Origin of the sequence: Stenotrophomonas acidaminiphila (genome assembly GCF_001431595.1) — a bacterium.
GTDB lineage: Bacteria > Pseudomonadota > Gammaproteobacteria > Xanthomonadales > Xanthomonadaceae > Stenotrophomonas > Stenotrophomonas acidaminiphila.
Map to the genome: position 1 here is coordinate 1 of NZ_LDJO01000032.1, position 16,994 is coordinate 16,994.

Sequence of the window (16,994 nt, forward strand, 5' to 3'; positions counted from 1 at the left end):
TCCTCCCCACGGGGGGACGCTGGCGCAGGTATCGGACGGCTACGTCAGCGCCCACCCCAACGCCGGCCTGCCCAACGCCTTCGGCGAGTACGACGAGACGCCGGAGGAAATGGCCGCCACGCTGAAGGAGTTCGCTACCTCCGGGCTGCTGAACCTGGTCGGCGGCTGCTGCGGCACTACTCCTGCGCATATCAAGGCGATCGCCGAGGCCGTGGCCGGGGTGCCGCCGCGGGCCCTGCCGCAGGCCCGGGAGCAGGCCGCATGAACACCCTGCCATATACCCGCCTGTCCGGCCTGGAACCGCTGGTCATCACCCCGGACCTGCTGTTCGTCAACGTCGGCGAACGCACCAACGTCACCGGCAGCGCACAGTTCCGCAAGCTGATCAAGGAAGAGCGCTACGAGGAAGCGGTGGAGGTGGCGCGCCAGCAGGTCGCCAGCGGCGCGCAGATCCTGGACGTCAACATGGACGAGGGCCTGATCGACTCCGAGAAGGCGATGACCCGCTTCCTCAACCTGATCATGTCCGAGCCGGACATCGCGCGCATCCCGGTGATGGTCGATTCGTCCAAGTGGAGCGTGATCGAGGCCGGGCTGAAGTGCCTGCAGGGTAAGAGCGTGGTCAACTCGATCTCGCTCAAGGAGGGCGAAGCGGCGTTCATCGAGCACGCCCGGCTGGTGCGCCGCTATGGCGCCGCCGCGGTGGTGATGGCCTTCGACGAGGACGGCCAGGCCGACACCTGTGCGCGCAAGGTTGAAATCTGCACCCGCGCCTACCGCATCCTGGTCGAGCAGGTCGGCTTCCCGCCGCAGGACATCATCTTCGACCCGAACATCTTCGCCGTCGCCACCGGCATCGAGGAACACGACAACTATGCGGTGGACTTCATCGAAGCCACCCGCATCATCAAGCGCACGCTGCCGCACTGCCACGTGTCCGGCGGCGTGTCCAACGTCTCGTTCTCCTTCCGCGGCAACGAGACCGTGCGCCAGGCGATCCACGCGGTGTTCCTGTACCACGCCATCCGCGCCGGCATGGACATGGGCATCGTCAACGCCGGCGCGCTGCCGATCTACGACGAACTGGAACCGGAACTGCGCGAGCGCGTGGAGGACGTGATCCTCAACCGCCGCCGCGACGGCACCGAGCGCCTGCTGGAGATCGCCGAGCGCTACAAGGGCAGGAAGGGCGAGAAGAAGGCCGAGGACCTGGCCTGGCGCCGCAAGCCGGTGCGCGAGCGGCTGGCGCATGCGCTGGTGCATGGCCTGGACAGCTGGGTCGAGGAAGACACCGAGGAAGCGCGGCAGCAGGCCAGCCGGCCGCTGGACGTGATCGAAGGCCCGCTGATGGACGGCATGAACGTGGTCGGCGACCTGTTCGGCGCCGGCAAGATGTTCCTGCCGCAGGTGGTCAAGTCGGCACGGGTGATGAAGAAGGCGGTGGCCTACCTGCTGCCCTTCATCGAGGCCGAGAAGCTGCGCACCGGCGACGCCGGCAAGAGCAACGGCAAGATCGTCATGGCCACGGTCAAGGGCGACGTGCACGACATCGGCAAGAACATCGTCGGCGTGGTCCTGGCCTGCAACAACTTCGAGGTGATCGACCTGGGCGTGATGGTCCCGGCGCAGAAGATCCTGGACACCGCGCGCGCCGAGAACGCCGACCTGATCGGCCTGTCCGGGTTGATCACGCCTTCGCTGGAGGAAATGAGCCACGTCGCCCGCGAGATGCAGCGCCAGGGTTTCAGCACGCCGCTGCTGATCGGCGGCGCCACCACCTCGCGCGCGCACACCGCGCTGAAGATCGACCCGCACTACAGCGCGCCCACGGTGTGGGTGAAGGACGCCTCGCGCGCGGTGGGCGTGGCGCAGTCGCTGATCTCGCAGGAGCTGCGCGGCGCGTTCGTGGCGGCCAACGATGCCGATTACGCCGACATCCGCCAGCGCCACCGCAACCGCGGCGACGCCAAGCGCCTGGTCTCGCTGGAACATGCGCGCGGCCAGCGCTTCAGCTGCGACTGGGCGCAGTACGCGCCACCGGTCCCGGCACAGCCGGGCCTGCATGTGTTCGAGGACTGGCCGCTGCAGGACCTGCTGCCGTTCCTGGACTGGAGCCCGTTCTTCAGCGCCTGGGAGCTGGCCGGCAAGTTCCCGGCGATCCTCGACGACGAGATCGTCGGCGCCCAGGCCAGCGCGCTGTACCGCGACGCGCGCGCGATGCTGGACACGATCATCAAGGAAAAATGGCTGACCGCGCGTGCCGTGTTCGGGCTGTGGCCGGCGAACAGCCGCGGCGACGACGTGGTGGTATCGCTGCCCGACGGCCAGGCCACCCTGCACTTCCTGCGCCAGCAGGTGGACAAGCCGGCCGAGCGCCCGGACTTCTGCCTGGCCGACTTCATCGCCCCGGAAGACAGCGGCAGGCAGGACTGGATCGGTGCCTTCGCGGTCACCGCCGGCATCGGCATCGAGCCGCACGTGGCGCGCTTCGAGGCCGACCATGACGACTACAACGCGATCCTGCTCAAGGCCCTGGCCGACCGCCTGGCCGAGGCGCTGGCCGAGCGCCTGCACCATCGCGTGCGCACCGGATACTGGGGCTATGCGGCCGACGAGGCGCTGGACAACGAGGCGCTGATCGCCGAGCGCTACGTCGGCATCCGCCCCGCGCCCGGCTACCCGGCCTGCCCGGAACACAGCGAGAAGCGCACGCTGTTCGCCCTGCTCGGCGCCGAAGGCATCGGCATGTCGCTGACCGAGAGCTTCGCCATGCTGCCCACCGCGGCGGTGTCGGGCTATTACTTCAGCCATCCGCAGAGCCAGTACTTCGTGGTCGGGCGGGTGTCGCGGGAGCAGGTGGCCGACTATGCGCGGCGCAAGGGCGTGGACCGCGCGCAGGCCGAGCGGTGGCTGGCATCGAACCTGGACTACGACCCCGAATGAGCAGGCAGCTCGCGGGCGGTGTCGGCGCCGCGCACGTGGCGGCGCGCTCGGCGCCCCGGTTGTCCCACGGCGCCGATCACGCCCGGGAGTGAGTGTCTCCGCGCGGCGCTGATGGCAGCGCGCATGGCCGTCGATGGGCAGGCATGCCCGGACCCGCGGCCCCGGCGGCCGGCCAGTGCCGGGCGGAATGGCCCCCATCGCGATACTTCATTTCCGGTGCGTCGGCCGCGGGCCTATGGTGGCGGCCCCGAGCCCTCGCCCACGACACCGCCATGTTCGACCACCTGTTCACCAACGCCGTCGGTGCCGACGGTGCGCCGCTGGAGCTGGCCGTCGCCAGCGGCCGTTTCGCCGCCATCGGTCCGGCCCTGCCGCGTATTGACGGCGTGCAACAGATCGACCTGGGCGGGCAGCTGGTGCTGCCGGGCCTGGTCGATGGCCATATCCACCTGGACAAGAGTTTCCTCGGCGACCGCTGGCATCCGCATCGCCCCGCACGCACCCTGCGCGAGCGCCTGGCCATCGAAAAGCAGGAGCTGGCGGTATCGCCCTCCATCGTCGAACGCGCCGACGCGCTGGTGGCGCAGGCGGCCGGGTTCGGCACGGTGGCGATGCGCAGCCATGTCGACGTCGACGCCACCACCGGGCTGGACAACCTGCACGCGGTGAACGCGGTGCGCGAACGCTGGCGCGGTACCGTCGACATCGAGCTGGTCGCGCTCCCGCAGGCCGGGGTGCTGTCCTGCCCCGGCACCGCTCAGGTGCTGGATGCGGCGATGCGCGAAGGCGCGCAGGTGGTCGGCGGCATCGACCCGGACACGCTCGATGGCGACAGCACGGGCCAGCTCGACGTGGTCTTCGGCATCGCCGGGCGCTACGCCGCCAAGGTCGACATCCATCTGCACGAACCCGGCCTGGGCGGCATCGAACAGTTGCGGCGCATCGCCGAACGCAGCCGCGCCCTGGGCATGCAGGGGCGGGTTGCGGTCAGCCACGCCTATGCGCTGGGTGAGGTCGGCCAGGCGCAGCTGGAGCGCATCGCCACGGCGCTCGCCGATGCCGGCGTGGCGATCATGACCAACGCCCCGGGCGACCGCCCGTTCCCGCCGGTGCGGTATCTGCGCGCGGCCGGCGTGGAGGTGTTCCTGGGCAACGACAACATCCGCGACGCCTGGTGGCCCTATGGCAACGGCGACATGCTGCAACGGGCCATGCTGCTGGGCTACCGCTCCGGATTCCATGCCGACGAGGAACTGTGCATGGCACTGGAAATGGCCAGCGGCGCCGGCGCGCGCGTGATCGGCCTGCAGGGCCATGGCCTGGCAGTCGGCAACGAGGCCACCTTCCTGGTGCTGGATGCACCCAATGCCGCGGCCGCGGTGGCCGGGGTGCCATGCCGCCGGCGCATCGTCCGCCGCGGCCAATGGGCAGTGGACGCAACCGCGTCCTGATCCGGCCGCGCCTCAGCCGCGCGACTGGCCCAGCATCTCCACCAGCATGTCGGCCAACACCCGTACCTCGGGGTCGGCCGAGGGCCGCATCAGGATCGCCAGCTCGATGCTGTCGATCTCCGGCAGGCCGCTTTCCGCGCCCAGCACGACGTGCGCCGGCGTCACCGTGCGCGCCGGCAGCAGGCTGATGCCGAGGCCATCGGCGACCGCCGCCTGGATGCCGCCGAGACTGGAACTGGTGAAGCTGATGCGCCAGCGCCGGCCCAGCGCCTCGATCGCGTCGATCATGTCCTCGCGGTACAGGCCACGTGGCGGGAACGCCACCAGCGGCACCGGGTCCAGCGCGAACGCGGGGCTGGCCGCGCTGTCGATCCAGCGCATCGGCTCGGGCCAGCGGGCAAGCGCCTCGCGGCTGCCGCGGCGCTGCTTGACCAGCGCCAGGTCCAGTTCGCCGCGGTCGTAGCCCTCGGCCAGCGCACGGCTCAGGCCACTGCTCACCTCCAGCTTCACCCGCGGGTGGCGCCGGCTGAAGTCGGCCAGCAGGTGCGTGGTCCGGCCGCCGGCGAAATCCTCCGGTACGCCCAGCCGCAGGGTGGTAGCCACGTGCGCGCCGGACAACGCCTCGCCCAGTTCCTCGTTCAATGCCAGCAGGCGCCGCGCATAGCCCAGCACGGTCTCGCCGGTATCGGTGGGACGCACGTCGCGCACGCCGCGGTCGAGCAGGCGGTGCCCGGCCAGTTCCTCCAGCCGCCGCACCTTCTGGCTGATCGTCGACTGGGTGGAATGCAGGCGCGCGGCGGCGGCGGTGAAGCTGCCGCAGTCGGCCACCGTCAGCAGGGCACGCAGCAGGTCGAGGTCGAACAGCACCCTATTCGATTTCGGACTGTTTTCCATCGACACATTTCATTTCTGGATGGAGGCAACGGCTTGTAGCATCGACCCGGACCGCACGCAAACACCGGTCCGCGCCCCTCACGGGGCACCCCGCACGCGATGCCGACCGGGACAGGCCATGCCCGGCCATCACCGCCTGGGTGCGCCGATCCCCGCCACGTGACCGGCCGGTATCCACCGGTCTCCCCTGCCCGTCGTGCGGCCCGCCGCGCGCCACTGGAACCTGCCCAATGAAAACCACGCTCTGCCTCGCCCTTTTCTCGCTGCTGGCGCTGGCGTCACCTGCGCTGGCGGCGCGCCAGGACGCCGATGTACTGGTCCGCCACGCCACCCTCGTCGATGTCGAGCACGCCCGCACCCTGCCCGGCCAGGCCGTGGTGATACGCGGCGCGGACATCGTCGCGGTGGGCGAGGACGCGACGCTGGCCGGGCAGTGGCGTGCGCGCAGGACCGTCGACGCACGCGGCCGCTACCTGATTCCGGGGCTGTGGGACATGCACGTGCACTTCGGCGGCGGCCCGGCGCTGGTCGAAGAAAACAAGGCGTTGTTGCCGCTGTACGTCGCCCACGGCATCACCAGCGTGCGCGATGCGTCCGGCGACCTGCCCGGGCAGGTGCTGGCGTGGCGCGCGCAGATCGCCAACGGCCAGTTGTTCGGGCCGCAGCTGTTCACCTCCGGCGCCAAGATCGAGGGCATCGCACCGGTGTGGAAGGGCACCCTGGAAGCCGGCGACGAGGCCGGCGTGGACGCCGCGCTGGACCGCGAACAGCGCGACCGGGTGGATTTCGTCAAGATCACCGACAGCACGCTCAAGCCGGAGCTGTTCCTGTACGCGCTGTCCGAAGCGAAGAAGCGCGGCCTGCGCACCTCCGGCCATATCCCGATGGCCTTGACCGTCGGCCAGGCCGTCGATGCCGGCATCAGTTCCATCGAACACCTGGACTACGCGTTCCAGGCCGGGATCCCGGACGAGGCGGCGATCGCCGCCGATTTCGCCGCCGGCCGCATCGACCGCGCCGAAGCCAGCCGCCGCCTGCACGAAGGCTTCGACCGCGCCACCGCGATGGCCGCCTATCGCCGTTTCGCCGAACGCGGGGTCGCGGTCACGCCCACGCTCGACGGCAGCCGGATCCTCAGCTTCCTCGACAGCGAAACGCACGCCGACGACCCGTACCTGGCCTACATCGGCCCGGGCCTGCGCAGGACCTACGCCTGGCGCGTGGAGCGCGCCGCCAGCGCCACGCCCGAACAGATCCAGGCGCGCCATGCGCGCCATGCCCGGGTCGCGGCGGTGCTGCCGCTGCTGCAGGAGGCCGGCGTGCGCATCATGGCCGGCACCGACGCCGGCTTCCTCAATTCGTACAACTATCCCGGCATTGGCCTGCACAACGAGCTGGCGCTGTATGTCCGCCACGGGCTGACCCCCGCTCAGGCACTGGCCACGGCCACCCGCAACGGCCCGGCCTGGTTCGGCAGGCTCGACCGCTACGGTGCCATCGCCGCCGGCAGGGCCGCCGACCTGGTACTGCTGGAACGCAACCCGCTGCAGGACATCGGCGCCACCCGCGGCATCGACACGGTGGTGATGCGCGGCGTCGTGTACGACCGTGCCGCGCTGGACGCCATGCTCGCCGGGGTCCGCGCCCGGGTCGCGGCCTGGAACGCCGAAGCCGCCCGCTGATTCCCCGTCGCCCACGATGCGGGCGCAGCCGCTGCGGCCCCGTTCCCGGCGGGCAGGCGACGGCACGCCTTCGACGGGACGAAGCGCGGCGCAGGGCGCACAATAGGCGCCCTGCTTTCCGCGCCCGCGCGCCCGTTCATGACCTCCCCGACCACGCTGCAGCCAACGGTTCCCGTCGCCCGGCTGTCCAGCTTCTATTTCTTCTATTACGCCGCACTGGGCGCGTTCACCCCGTACTGGAGCCTGTACCTGCAGTCGCGCGGCATGGGCGTGACCGCGATCAGCGTGATGATGAGCCTGTGGTACGCCACCCGGGTGGTCGCGCCCAGCACCTGGACCTCGCTGGCGGCGGTATCGCCGCACCCGATCCATTGGCTGCGCATCGGCTGCGTGTTGACCGTGCTCAGCTTCACCGGCTTCCTGCTGCCGCAGCCGACATGGATGCTGTACGCGGTGATGGTCGGATTCTGCTTTTTCTACAACGCGGTGATGCCGCAGTTCGAGTCCATCACCCTCACCCACCTGGGCAGCGACAGCCATCGCTACGGCATGATCCGGGTGTGGGGCTCACTGGGCTTCATCGCCGTGGTCACGCTGTTCGGCTGGATCATCGAACGCCACGGCGCCGGCCTGCTGCCATGGCTGATGCTGCCGCTGTTCGTGCTGATGACCGGCGCGTCCTTCGTCAACCGCTATGCCCGCCATGTCGGCACCCATGCCGCGCACGTGCAGGGTTTCTGGTCGATCGTGCGGCGGCCACCGGTGCTGGCGTTCTTCATCGCCGCGTTCCTCGAGCAGCTCTCGTTCGGGCCGTACTACACGTTCTTCTCGCTGTACATGGACCAGCATGGCTACAGCACTTCGCTGCTGGGCCTGATGTGGACCGTGGGCGTGGTGTTCGAGGTGGCGGTGTTCTTCCTGATCGCCGGCTTCTTCCGGCGCTGGGATGCCAGCTGGCTGCTGATCATCTCCATGGCCAGCGCCGCGCTGCGCTGGTGGGCCACCGCGCTGTGGCCGGAGAACCTGCCGGTGATGCTGGTGGCGCAGGCCACCCACTGCCTGGGCTTCGCCGCGTTCTTCGCCTCGGCGATGCAGCTGCTGGCGCGCTACTTCCCGGGCAACCTCAACGGCCACGGCCAAGGGCTGTTCTATGGGTTCTCGTCGGGCCTGGGCGGCGTGCTCGGCGCGCTGATCGCCGGCCAGCTGTGGCCGTTCGGCGATGGCAGGGTGGCCTTCATCGCCGGCGGCTGCTTTGCCCTGGCCGGCGCGGTGATCGCGTTCTGCTTCGTGCCGGAACGACGCAAGTAGCAGCGGCTTCCGCCGCGACCGGCCTCGCCGGGAAATGCCCCGTCAGGACCGGGGCGCGCCTGCGCACATCGCGACCGGCAGGGTGCGGGCAAGCCCCGCACCTGCGGACTTACCAGACCAGGTCGTCGGGCACCTGGTACATGGGGTCGGCGTAGGGGTCGTCCTCGGCCGGCGCGTCGGGATCGACCTTCAGCGCCACGGCCGGGGCGAAGATACGCTCGGCCTCGGCCAGCAGTTCGGCGGTCACCAGCAGGTAGCGGCCGTTCTGCTGCAGCACGCCCAGCTGCCCGGCATTGAGCGCCTTGAGCTGGTCGGCGGTGACGTAGATGCGCTTGATCTTGCCGCCGTAGGGGAAATGGCGGGCGATGTCGGCAGCCGGGTCGTTGAGGCCCTTGTCCTTGATCAGTTCGTCCAGCCGGGCCTTGGCTTCGCGGCGCAGGCGGGCTTCTTCCTGCTTCTGCCGCTCGGCTTCGATGCGTTCGTCCTTCTCGCGCTGCGCGCGGATCGCATACGCCTTGGCCAGGTCGATGTCTTCCTGCGAGCGCGGCTTGCGCTGCCCCTGCGGGCCGCAGTGCGCGGCCTTGGGGCCGTGCGCCGGCCTGCCGGCATGGCCGGGCTTGTTGCCGGGCTTGTTGCCAGCCTGCGGACGGGCCTGCGCCGGCCGGCCCTGCGGGCGGCCGTCGCGGCGGGTATCGGGCTTGCGCTCGGGTTTGGGCGCGGGTTTGAAACCCAGCCCCAGGAGCTGGTCGCGGAGAGTGTCGCTCATGCGTGGAATACGTCGTATCAGTAGTGCGGGGGCGGCGGTTCGCTCGCCGGATCGGAGGCGTTCAGCGCGTTGCGCACCTTGCCCAGGTCCTCGAGCAGCACGCGCAGCACGTCGGCGTTGCGGCTGCCCTGCATGCGTGCATCGGCCAGGGCTTCGCTCAGTTCGGCCAGCGCCTGTTCCTGGAAGGACACGCGCATTTCAAGTTCGATCAGGCGCTCTTCCAGTGCCTGTTCGCGGGCGCTCGGCAGCAGGTCAGACATGCAGGGAGCGCCCCCGGCCGATGCCGTAGTAGGCCAGCCCCGCCGCCTCGATCTCGCGCGGGTCGTACAGGTTGCGCCCGTCGAACACCACCGCGTCGCCCAGTGCCTGGCGGATGCGGGTGAAGTCCGGGCTGCGGAACTGCTTCCATTCGGTGACCACGATCAGCGCATCGGCGCCTTCCAGCGCTTCGAACGCGGAGTCGCACAGCGCCAGGTCGTCGCGCTCGCCGAAGACGCGGCGCGCTTCGTGCATCGCCTCCGGGTCGTAGGCGCGTACCTGCGCGCCGGCCTCCCACAGCTGCGCCAGCAGGCGGCGGCTGGAGGCTTCGCGCATGTCGTCGGTGTTGGGCTTGAACGCCAGCCCCCACACCGCGAAGGTCTTGCCGCGCACGCCTTCGTCCTCGCCACGGTCGTAATGACGCTGGACCAGTTCGAACAGGTGTCCCTTCTGCGCCTCGTTCACCGCTTCCACGGCCTGCAGCAGAAGGGGCGCATGGCCGTACTGCGCGGCGGTGCGGGCCAGCGCCTGCACGTCCTTGGGGAAGCACGAGCCGCCATAGCCGGCGCCGGGGTAGATGAAGTGCCAGCCGATGCGCGGGTCCGAGCCGATGCCCTGGCGGACGTGCTCGATGTCCGCGCCGACGCGCTCGGCGATGTTGGCGATCTCGTTCATGAACGAAATCTTGGTCGCCAGCATCGCGTTGGCTGCGTACTTGGTCAGTTCGGCCGAACGCACGTCCATTTCCACCACGCGGTCGTGGTTGCGGTTGAACGGCGCGTACAGGCGGCGCATCACCGCCACCGGCGCGTCGCTGGCCGCACCGATGATGATGCGGTCCGGGCGCATGCAGTCGGCCACCGCATCGCCCTCCTTGAGGAATTCGGGGTTGGAAACCACGTCGAAGGCGATCTCGACGCCACGCGCGGCCAGCTCTTCGGCGATCGCCGCGCGCACCTTGTCGGCGGTGCCCACCGGCACCGTCGACTTGTTGACCACCACGGTCGGCACCTGCAGGTGCCGGCCGATGGTGCGGGCCACGGCCAGCACGTACTGCAGGTCGGCGCTGCCGTCCTCGTCCGGCGGCGTGCCGACCGCGATGAAGACCACCTGCCCATGCGCGATCGCGCTGGCGGCGTCGGTGGTGAAGGCCAGCCGCGACGCGGCATGGTTGGCCTTGACCATCGGTTCCAGTCCCGGCTCGTAGATCGGGATGACGCCCCGGTTCAGGCCGTCGACCTTGGCCTGGTCGATGTCGACGCAGACCACGTCGTGCCCTACCTCGGCCAGGCAGGTCCCGGTGACGAGTCCGACGTAGCCGGTACCGAAAATCGCAACGCGCATGGGTGCAGTGGCTCCGTGGGATTTACTGCAGGACGCCCAGCAGCTCGACGTCGAAGGTCAGCGTCGCGTCCGGCCCGATCGGGCCGCCCGGGGTACCGTTGCTGCCATAGGCCAGTTCCGACGGGACCCAGAAGCGGTACTTGGAGCCGACCGGCATCAGCGACACGCCTTCGGTCCAGCCCTTGATCACCTGGTTCAGGCCGAAATCGGCCGGCTGGCCGCGCTGGTAGCTGCTGTCGAACACGGTGCCGTCGAGCAGCTTGCCTTCATAGTTCACGCGCACGCGGCTGGTGGCCACCGGGCGCTCGCCGCTGCCGGCGCGCAGCACCTGGTACTGCAGGCCCGAGGCGGTGGTCACCACGCCCGGCTGGGTCTTGTTCTTGGCCAGGAACGCATTGCCTTCCTCGCGGTTCTTGCCGGCGGCGGCGGCCTGCTTGGCGGTGCTGAACGCCTGCAGCGTGGCCTGCGCCTGCTGGCGGTCCATCAGCGGCGTGCCCTTGGCGAAGATCGTGCTGATGGCCTGGAACACCGAGTCCAGGTCGATGTCGCCACGGATCGGCGCCAGCGACGGGCCGACCGCATAGCTGCCCAGCATCAGGCCGACCTTCTCGCGGTCCACCGCCGGCGGCTGGCTGCCCGGCGCCATGCCCGGAACCTGCTGGCCGGAACGGATCATCATCGCCATGCGCAGCGCCTGGTCGGTCTTCTGCGCTTCTTCCTGCGACAGCAGCGGCTGGCCGCCGGCGAAGGCGTTCTCCACGGCACGGCGCAGCGCGGCGACGTCGACTTCCGAGGCGATGGGTTCGAACGAACTGGCGACGTCCACGCCGATGGCATAGCCGATCTTTTCACGTTCCGAGGTCAAAACGGACTTCTCCTTGGTGGCCGCCGGGGCGGCAGGTTGTTGCGCGATCACGGCCGCGGGGACCGCCAACGCCAGAATCATCAGCGACGCCACGGCGCCGCGCTTTCCCATCTTCATTCGCTGCTTTCCTGGAAGTGAACAGACGCCGGCATCGGCGCGAAGGGCGCCATTGTCGCACGCGCACCGGCGATGTCGAGGCGGTGCGCCGCCGCGCGCATCAGCGGCGGCCCGGCACCGGCCGCGCGAGTTCGCGCTCGATCGCCGCGCGCAGTTCCGGGTCGTCCGGCCGCACCTTGCTGGGGAACTGCGCCACCACCCGGCCATCGCGCGATATCAGGTACTTGTGGAAGTTCCAGCCCGGCGCCACGCCGGTCAGGCGGGTGAGGTCACGGTACAGCGGGGTGGCCTCCGCGCCGGTCACGTGCACTTTCTGGAACATCGGGAACTTCACCCCGTAGGTCAGCGTGCAGAATTCCTGGATCTCCGCCTCGCTGCCCGGCTCCTGGCCCTTGAAGTCGTTGGAGGGAAAGCCCAGCACCGAGAACCCACGCCCGGCAAGCGCCTGGTGCAGGGCCTCCAGCCCCTCGTACTGCGGGGTGTAGCCGCACTTGGAGGCGGTGTTCACCACCAGCAGCACCTTGCCGCCGTACTCGCGGTTCAGGTTCACCGGGTCCTTTCCGGCCAGCGGCCGGTAGTCGCGATCCAGCAGCGCGCCATCGGCGGCGCCGGCCGCGCCTGCTACGGACAGGGAAAAAATAATTCCAATCAGACACTTGCGGATGGACATCGGAGTTCTCCTGGGGGTGTGGCAGCGGCGTGCGCAGACTAGGCCATCAGTTGGGTTACAGGGGAGTTGCATGTCGGCGTGTCGGTGTTATAGTTGCATACAACACCAGCCACCCTACACAGGGGGACCGCCATGAGCCGAAGGCACCACCGACATCTTCTCCCGGCACTGACCGCTGCCGGCACGTTGTTGTTGATCGGCTGCACGCTGTCCCTGCCTGCCGGCCGTGGCCAGGTCCAGGATTATGCCGCCGGGACCACCGGCGAAGAGCAGGAGGCCAACGCGCAGGAAAAGAAGCGCCCGATCCGGCGGATGCGGACCAGCCTTTCCCTGCCCTACTTCTCATTCGCACAGTCGCTGAACCCACGGAGCTGACCATGAGCGATATCCAGTGGAGCGATGGCGCTCCCATCTACCGCCAGCTGAAGGATCGCGTGATCGCGATGATGCTGGACGGGGTCATCAAGCCGGGTGACGCCCTGCCCTCGGTACGCCAGGTGGCGGCCGAGTACCAGTTGAACCCGATCACGGTCTCGCGCGCCTACCAGGAACTGGCCGACGAGAACCTGGTCGAGAAGCGCCGCGGCCTGGGCATGTTCATGACCGAGGAAGCCGCGCGCAAACTGCGCGGCAGCGAGCGCGACCGTTTTCTCAATGAAGAGTGGCCCGGCGTACTGGAACGCATCCAGCGCCTGGGCCTGACCTTGGAAGATCTGCTGCCACCGGGGACCACACCATGAATGCCGCCGTCGAAGCCGTCGTTTCCGCCCAGGGCCTGCGCAAGGCCTACAAGCAGAAGCCGGCACTGGACAACACCAGTTTCACCATCGCCCCGGGCCGCATCGTCGGCCTGATCGGCCCCAACGGCGCCGGCAAGACCACCGCGCTCAAGGCGCTGCTCGGGCTGACCGCGGTCGAGGGCGACCTGCGCGTGCTCGGCATGGACCCGCGCACCCAGCGCAACGCGTTGATGAACGATGTGTGCTTCATCGCCGACGTGGCGGTGCTGCCGCGCTGGATCCGGGTCAAGGAAGCCATCGATTTCGTCGCCGGCGTGCATCCGCGCTTCGACCGCGCCCGCTGCGAGCGCTTCCTCGCCAACACCAAGCTGCAGCCGAAGCAGCGGGTGAGCGAGATGTCCAAGGGCATGGTGGTGCAGCTGCACCTGGCGCTGGTGATGGCCATCGACGCGCGCGTGCTGGTGCTGGACGAGCCGACCCTGGGCCTGGACATCCTCTACCGCAAGGAGTTCTACCAGCGCCTGCTGGAGGACTACTTCGACGAGCAGAAGACGATCATCGTCACCACCCACCAGGTCGAGGAGATCGAGCACATCCTCACCGACGTGCTGTTCATCCGCGACGGCAGGATCGTGCTCTCGGCCGACATGGAGAGCGTATCCGAGCGCTACGTCGAGCTGCTGGCGTCGGCCGACACCCTGCAGGCGGCGCGCGAGCTGGCGCCCATAGACGAGCGTTCGCTGCCGTTCGGCAAGACCGTGCTGCTCTACGACGGCGCCGACCGCACCCAGCTCGACGCCCTGGGCGAAACCCGCAACCCCGGCCTTGCCGACCTGTTCGTGGCCATCATGAAGGGAACCTACGCATGAACGCCGTCCATCACATCACCCCGCTGGGCAGGTTCAAGTGGCTGCTCAAGCGCGAATACTGGGAAAACCGCGGCGGCTTCCTGCGCGCGCCGCTGGTGGCCGGCGGCATCTCGCTGCTGCTGTCGCTGATGGCGATCGTCGCCGGCCTGATCGCCGCCCGCCGCGCCGCCGAGAAGGGCGACCTGCACATCAACGGCATCCAGGTCAACGGCCTGGACCTTGGCATGCTGACCCAGCACATGACCCCGGCGGACATGGCCAAGTTCGGCGAGGGCATGAACATGACCCTGCTGCTCAGCTCGGCATGGCCGTTCATCACCCTGGCGTTCGTGGTGTTCTTCTATTGCCTGGGCGCGCTGTACGACGACCGCCGCGACCGCAGCGTGCTGTTCTGGAAATCGATGCCGATCTCCGATACGCAGACGGTGCTGTCCAAGCTGGTTGGCGCGCTGGTCATCGCCCCGCTGCTGGCGGTGGTCGCGGCGATCATCACCATGTTCGGCTTCATGATCATGATCAGCCTGGTGGTGCTGTTCCACGGCGGCAACCCGCTCACCCTGATCTGGGCCTCGTCCAACCCGTTCTCGATCGCCGCCAGCCACCTGGCATGGATCCCGGTCTACGCCCTGTGGGCGATGCCCACCGCCGGCTGGCTGCTGCTGTGCTCGGCCTGGGCCCGCAGCAAGCCGTTCCTGTGGGCGGTGATGCTGCCGGTGTTCGCCGGTGTCATCGTCAGCTGGTTCGACGTGATGAAGCTGTTCGGCCTGAACAGCGGCTGGTTCTGGGGCCACGTGGTCAGCCGCCTGCTGCTCAGCGCCACCCCGGGCATCGAGCTGGCCTACCGCAGCCCCACGCCTACCGGCGAGTCGGTCAAGTCGATGCTCAACGGCTTCTCGCCCAGCGTGCAGCTGGCCGGCCTGGCCAACCCCGAGCTGTGGGTCGGCGTGGTAGTCGGCGCCGTGTTCATCGCCGCGGCGATCTGGCTGCGCCAGCGCCGCGACGACACCTGAGCTCCCTTTCCTGCCTGCCGTGATCCCGAGGAACCCGATGAACATCAAGCACACGACGATCAAGCCCCTGCTGCTCGCCCTGGCCCTGCTGCCCGGCGTGGCCCTGGCCGACGACCACTGCAAGTTCAGCCAGCCCCAGGCAATGGACCTGGACCTGGCCGGCGTCAAGGCGGTGGTGTTCGAGGTCAACAGCCACGACCTCAGGCTGCAGGCATCGCCCGCTGCACGCGCCGCGCTGTCCGGCCGCGCCTGCGCTTCCAGCCAGGACCTGCTCGGCCAGCTGTCGCTCACCCAGGAAAAGGTCGGCGACAAGCTCGTGGTCCGCCTGCAGCGCGAGAGCCGCGGGATGAACATCAGCTTCGGCTCCAGCTACGCCTGGCTGGACATCGCCGGCACCCTGCCCGACACGATGATGGTGCAGCTCAAGGTCGGATCCGGCGATGCCTCGCTCAGTGGCGCCCAGGCGATGAGCGCCGACGTCGGCTCCGGCGACGTGAAGGCGCGCGACATCAAGGCGTTGGCCACGGCCGCGGTCGGCTCGGGCGACATCGAGCTGGACAACGTCGGCGCGCTGCACGTGGTCTCGATCGGCTCGGGCGATGTCCGCGTCGGCGGCGTGCGCGGCGATGCCAGTATCGGCAGCATCGGCTCGGGCGACCTGGAACTGCGCGACGTGCAGGGCAACGTCGACATCGCCAGCATCGGCTCGGGCGACGCCGACGTCGGTGCCGTCCGCGGCACGGTCACCCTGGGCACCCTGGGCTCGGGCGACCTGCGCGTGCGCGATGCCGGCAGCCTGCGGGTACGGCACACCGGCAGCGGCTCGGTCGACCACTCAGGCATCCGCGGTGCCGTGGAACTGCCGAAAAAGCGTTGATCCCATTTCCCTTCCCGCCTGCCACGGAAGCACCCACATGAAAACGCTCAAAGCCCCCCTGTTCGCGCTGCTGCTGTGCCTGCCGCTGGCCGCCTGCGGCGAACGCCCCCAGGCCGACGACCCGCTGGGCGAAGCCAGCATCGGCCAGAAAGTACGTGAAGCGACCAACCGCGCACGCAAGGAAATCACCGAGAAGAACATCAGCATTTCCAGCGACGGCGGCGCCAAGGTCGAGATCTCGCCCACCGGCGACCTGCTGATCGACGGCCGCGCGATCGCAATCGACGAGAGCCAGCGCAAGCTCCTGCTGGAATACCGCGCCCAGGTCGTCCAGGTGGCCGAGGCCGGCATCGAGATCGGCGTGCAGGGCGCCAACCTCGGCGTGCGCGCCGCCGGCGAGGCGCTCAAGGGCGTGCTGTCCGGCGACACCGAGCAGATCGAGAAGCGGATCGAGGCCGAGGCCAGGAAGCTTGAGCAGAGCGCGACCCGGATCTGCGACCAGCTGCCGGCGATGCTCGCCACCCAGCAGCGGCTGGCCGTGGCCATCCCCGAGTTCAAGCCCTACGCCAAGATGGACCAGAGCGACATCGATGAATGCCGCGACGGCCGGGTGACCACGCGCTGACCGCCCGCGGCGGGGGAGCGGTAGAATCGCCGCTCCCCCGCCGTACCGTTGCACCCCGCCATGAACAAGCTGCTGCTGTCCCTCCTGCTGGCCTGCATCGCCACCGTCGCCGGTTGCGGCGACCGCGAGCAGTACACCGCCCACCGCGCCGAGCGCAGCAAGCCGAAGATGGAAGTGGGCGCCAACGTGGTGTCGGTGCGGCGTGCGCCGTACCCGAACCTGGACATCCTGCCCGATGGCAGGCTGCGCGTGGACGACATCGAGATTCCGCTCGACGACGGGCAGCGCGAACTGCTGCGGACCAGCTTCGTCAAGCTGCAGATCCTGCGCCAGAACACGTTGACCGAATCGACCGCGCCGGCCGATGCCAGCGGCCGCACCATCCCGCTGGACGTGCCCGCCGGGCAGACCCCGTTCCCGCCTGACCTGGCCGAGCGCATTCCCGAGTTCAAGCAGTACAGCGAAGCGCTGGCCAATCCGCGCGCACTGCGCTGACCGCCCGCGCACCACGCCACGGCCGCCCGTGGTACCGGCCCGCCGGTCCGCGCCGCCGCACGGCGGCGCAAACCAGCCAG

Annotated in this window: 18 protein-coding genes; 12 read left to right on the plus strand and 6 right to left on the minus strand. The window is 69.3% G+C overall.

The window, feature by feature from the left end; genetic code table 11:
• From ABB33_RS11370 to ABB33_RS11380, 3 genes are all read left to right on the plus strand, one after another.
• The coding region (locus tag ABB33_RS11370; protein WP_211260882.1) for a homocysteine S-methyltransferase family protein at nucleotides 1–265 on the plus strand (265 nt) is incomplete at its 5' end.
• Nucleotides 262–2,943 carry a methionine synthase gene (gene metH, locus ABB33_RS11375; protein ID WP_054666540.1) on the plus strand — a complete coding sequence of 894 codons (2,682 nt, stop codon included), beginning with the start codon at nucleotides 262–264 and terminating at the stop codon, nucleotides 2,941–2,943. The genes ABB33_RS11370 and metH, both read left to right, overlap by 4 nt.
• A 272-nt stretch (nucleotides 2,944–3,215) precedes the next feature.
• Nucleotides 3,216–4,394 carry an amidohydrolase family protein gene (locus ABB33_RS11380; protein ID WP_056932190.1) on the plus strand — a complete coding sequence of 393 codons (1,179 nt, stop codon included), beginning with the start codon at nucleotides 3,216–3,218 and terminating at the stop codon, nucleotides 4,392–4,394.
• Nucleotides 4,395–4,406: 12 nt separating this feature from the next.
• Here ABB33_RS11380 and ABB33_RS11385 read toward each other — a convergent pair whose 3' ends face one another.
• Nucleotides 4,407–5,288, minus strand: a complete 882-nt coding sequence (locus tag ABB33_RS11385; protein ID WP_056932191.1) for a LysR substrate-binding domain-containing protein — start codon at nucleotides 5,286–5,288, stop codon at nucleotides 4,407–4,409.
• Between the two features lie 230 nt (nucleotides 5,289–5,518).
• Between ABB33_RS11385 and ABB33_RS11390 the strand changes: the two genes are divergently transcribed.
• Nucleotides 5,519–6,970, plus strand: a complete 1,452-nt coding sequence (locus tag ABB33_RS11390) for an amidohydrolase family protein (protein WP_056932192.1) — start codon at nucleotides 5,519–5,521, stop codon at nucleotides 6,968–6,970.
• A gap of 138 nt (nucleotides 6,971–7,108) precedes the next feature.
• Nucleotides 7,109–8,278: an MFS transporter gene (locus tag ABB33_RS11395; protein ID WP_056932193.1), complete on the plus strand. Its 1,170-nt coding sequence runs from the start codon at nucleotides 7,109–7,111 to the stop codon at nucleotides 8,276–8,278.
• A gap of 109 nt (nucleotides 8,279–8,387) precedes the next feature.
• Here ABB33_RS11395 and ABB33_RS11400 read toward each other — a convergent pair whose 3' ends face one another.
• The 5 genes from ABB33_RS11400 to ABB33_RS11420 all read right to left on the minus strand — a co-directional run bounded on the left by ABB33_RS11400 (nucleotide 8,388) and on the right by ABB33_RS11420 (nucleotide 12,298).
• A complete protein-coding gene (locus ABB33_RS11400; RefSeq protein WP_056932194.1) occupies nucleotides 8,388–9,044 on the minus strand; it encodes a DUF2058 domain-containing protein in 657 nt (218 codons plus the stop codon).
• A 17-nt stretch (nucleotides 9,045–9,061) separates the two neighbouring features.
• The gene (locus ABB33_RS11405) at nucleotides 9,062–9,304 is read right to left on the minus strand and encodes a SlyX family protein (RefSeq protein WP_054666557.1); all 243 of its coding nucleotides are present in this window, start codon (nucleotides 9,302–9,304) and stop codon (nucleotides 9,062–9,064) included.
• Nucleotides 9,297–10,646, minus strand: a complete 1,350-nt coding sequence (locus tag ABB33_RS11410; protein ID WP_056932195.1) for a UDP-glucose dehydrogenase family protein — start codon at nucleotides 10,644–10,646, stop codon at nucleotides 9,297–9,299. The genes ABB33_RS11405 and ABB33_RS11410 overlap by 8 nt, the downstream gene beginning before the upstream one ends.
• 22 nt (nucleotides 10,647–10,668) lie before the next feature.
• On the minus strand, nucleotides 10,669–11,628 hold the full coding sequence (locus ABB33_RS11415) for an FKBP-type peptidyl-prolyl cis-trans isomerase N-terminal domain-containing protein (protein ID WP_056932196.1): 960 nt from the start codon (nucleotides 11,626–11,628) through the stop codon (nucleotides 10,669–10,671).
• Nucleotides 11,629–11,728: 100 nt separating this feature from the next.
• A complete protein-coding gene (locus ABB33_RS11420) occupies nucleotides 11,729–12,298 on the minus strand; it encodes a glutathione peroxidase (RefSeq protein ID WP_056932197.1) in 570 nt (189 codons plus the stop codon).
• Nucleotides 12,299–12,430: 132 nt separating this feature from the next.
• On the opposite strand from ABB33_RS11420, the gene ABB33_RS11425 reads away from it, so the two are divergent.
• Genes ABB33_RS11425 through ABB33_RS11455 form a run of 7 tightly spaced genes read left to right on the plus strand, consistent with a single transcriptional unit; the run spans nucleotide 12,431 to nucleotide 16,914 of the window.
• Nucleotides 12,431–12,673 carry a hypothetical protein gene (locus ABB33_RS11425; RefSeq protein ID WP_152985053.1) on the plus strand — a complete coding sequence of 81 codons (243 nt, stop codon included), beginning with the start codon at nucleotides 12,431–12,433 and terminating at the stop codon, nucleotides 12,671–12,673.
• 2 nt (nucleotides 12,674–12,675) lie between these two features.
• On the plus strand, nucleotides 12,676–13,038 hold the full coding sequence (locus tag ABB33_RS11430; RefSeq protein WP_054666580.1) for a GntR family transcriptional regulator: 363 nt from the start codon (nucleotides 12,676–12,678) through the stop codon (nucleotides 13,036–13,038).
• Nucleotides 13,035–13,907 (plus strand): ABC transporter ATP-binding protein, encoded by an 873-nt coding sequence (locus ABB33_RS11435; RefSeq protein WP_056932199.1) that lies wholly within the window; start codon nucleotides 13,035–13,037, stop codon nucleotides 13,905–13,907. The genes ABB33_RS11430 and ABB33_RS11435 overlap by 4 nt, the downstream gene beginning before the upstream one ends.
• Nucleotides 13,904–14,917, plus strand: a complete 1,014-nt coding sequence (locus ABB33_RS11440; RefSeq protein ID WP_056932200.1) for a hypothetical protein — start codon at nucleotides 13,904–13,906, stop codon at nucleotides 14,915–14,917. The genes ABB33_RS11435 and ABB33_RS11440 overlap by 4 nt, the downstream gene beginning before the upstream one ends.
• Nucleotides 14,918–14,954: 37 nt before the next feature.
• The gene (locus ABB33_RS11445) at nucleotides 14,955–15,794 is read left to right on the plus strand and encodes a DUF4097 family beta strand repeat-containing protein (RefSeq protein WP_054666585.1); all 840 of its coding nucleotides are present in this window, start codon (nucleotides 14,955–14,957) and stop codon (nucleotides 15,792–15,794) included.
• Between the two features lie 37 nt (nucleotides 15,795–15,831).
• Nucleotides 15,832–16,419, plus strand: a complete 588-nt coding sequence (locus ABB33_RS11450; RefSeq protein ID WP_054666588.1) for a DUF2884 family protein — start codon at nucleotides 15,832–15,834, stop codon at nucleotides 16,417–16,419.
• A 60-nt stretch (nucleotides 16,420–16,479) separates the two neighbouring features.
• Nucleotides 16,480–16,914: a hypothetical protein gene (locus ABB33_RS11455; protein WP_056932201.1), complete on the plus strand. Its 435-nt coding sequence runs from the start codon at nucleotides 16,480–16,482 to the stop codon at nucleotides 16,912–16,914.
• Nucleotides 16,915–16,994: the final 80 nt, after the last annotated feature.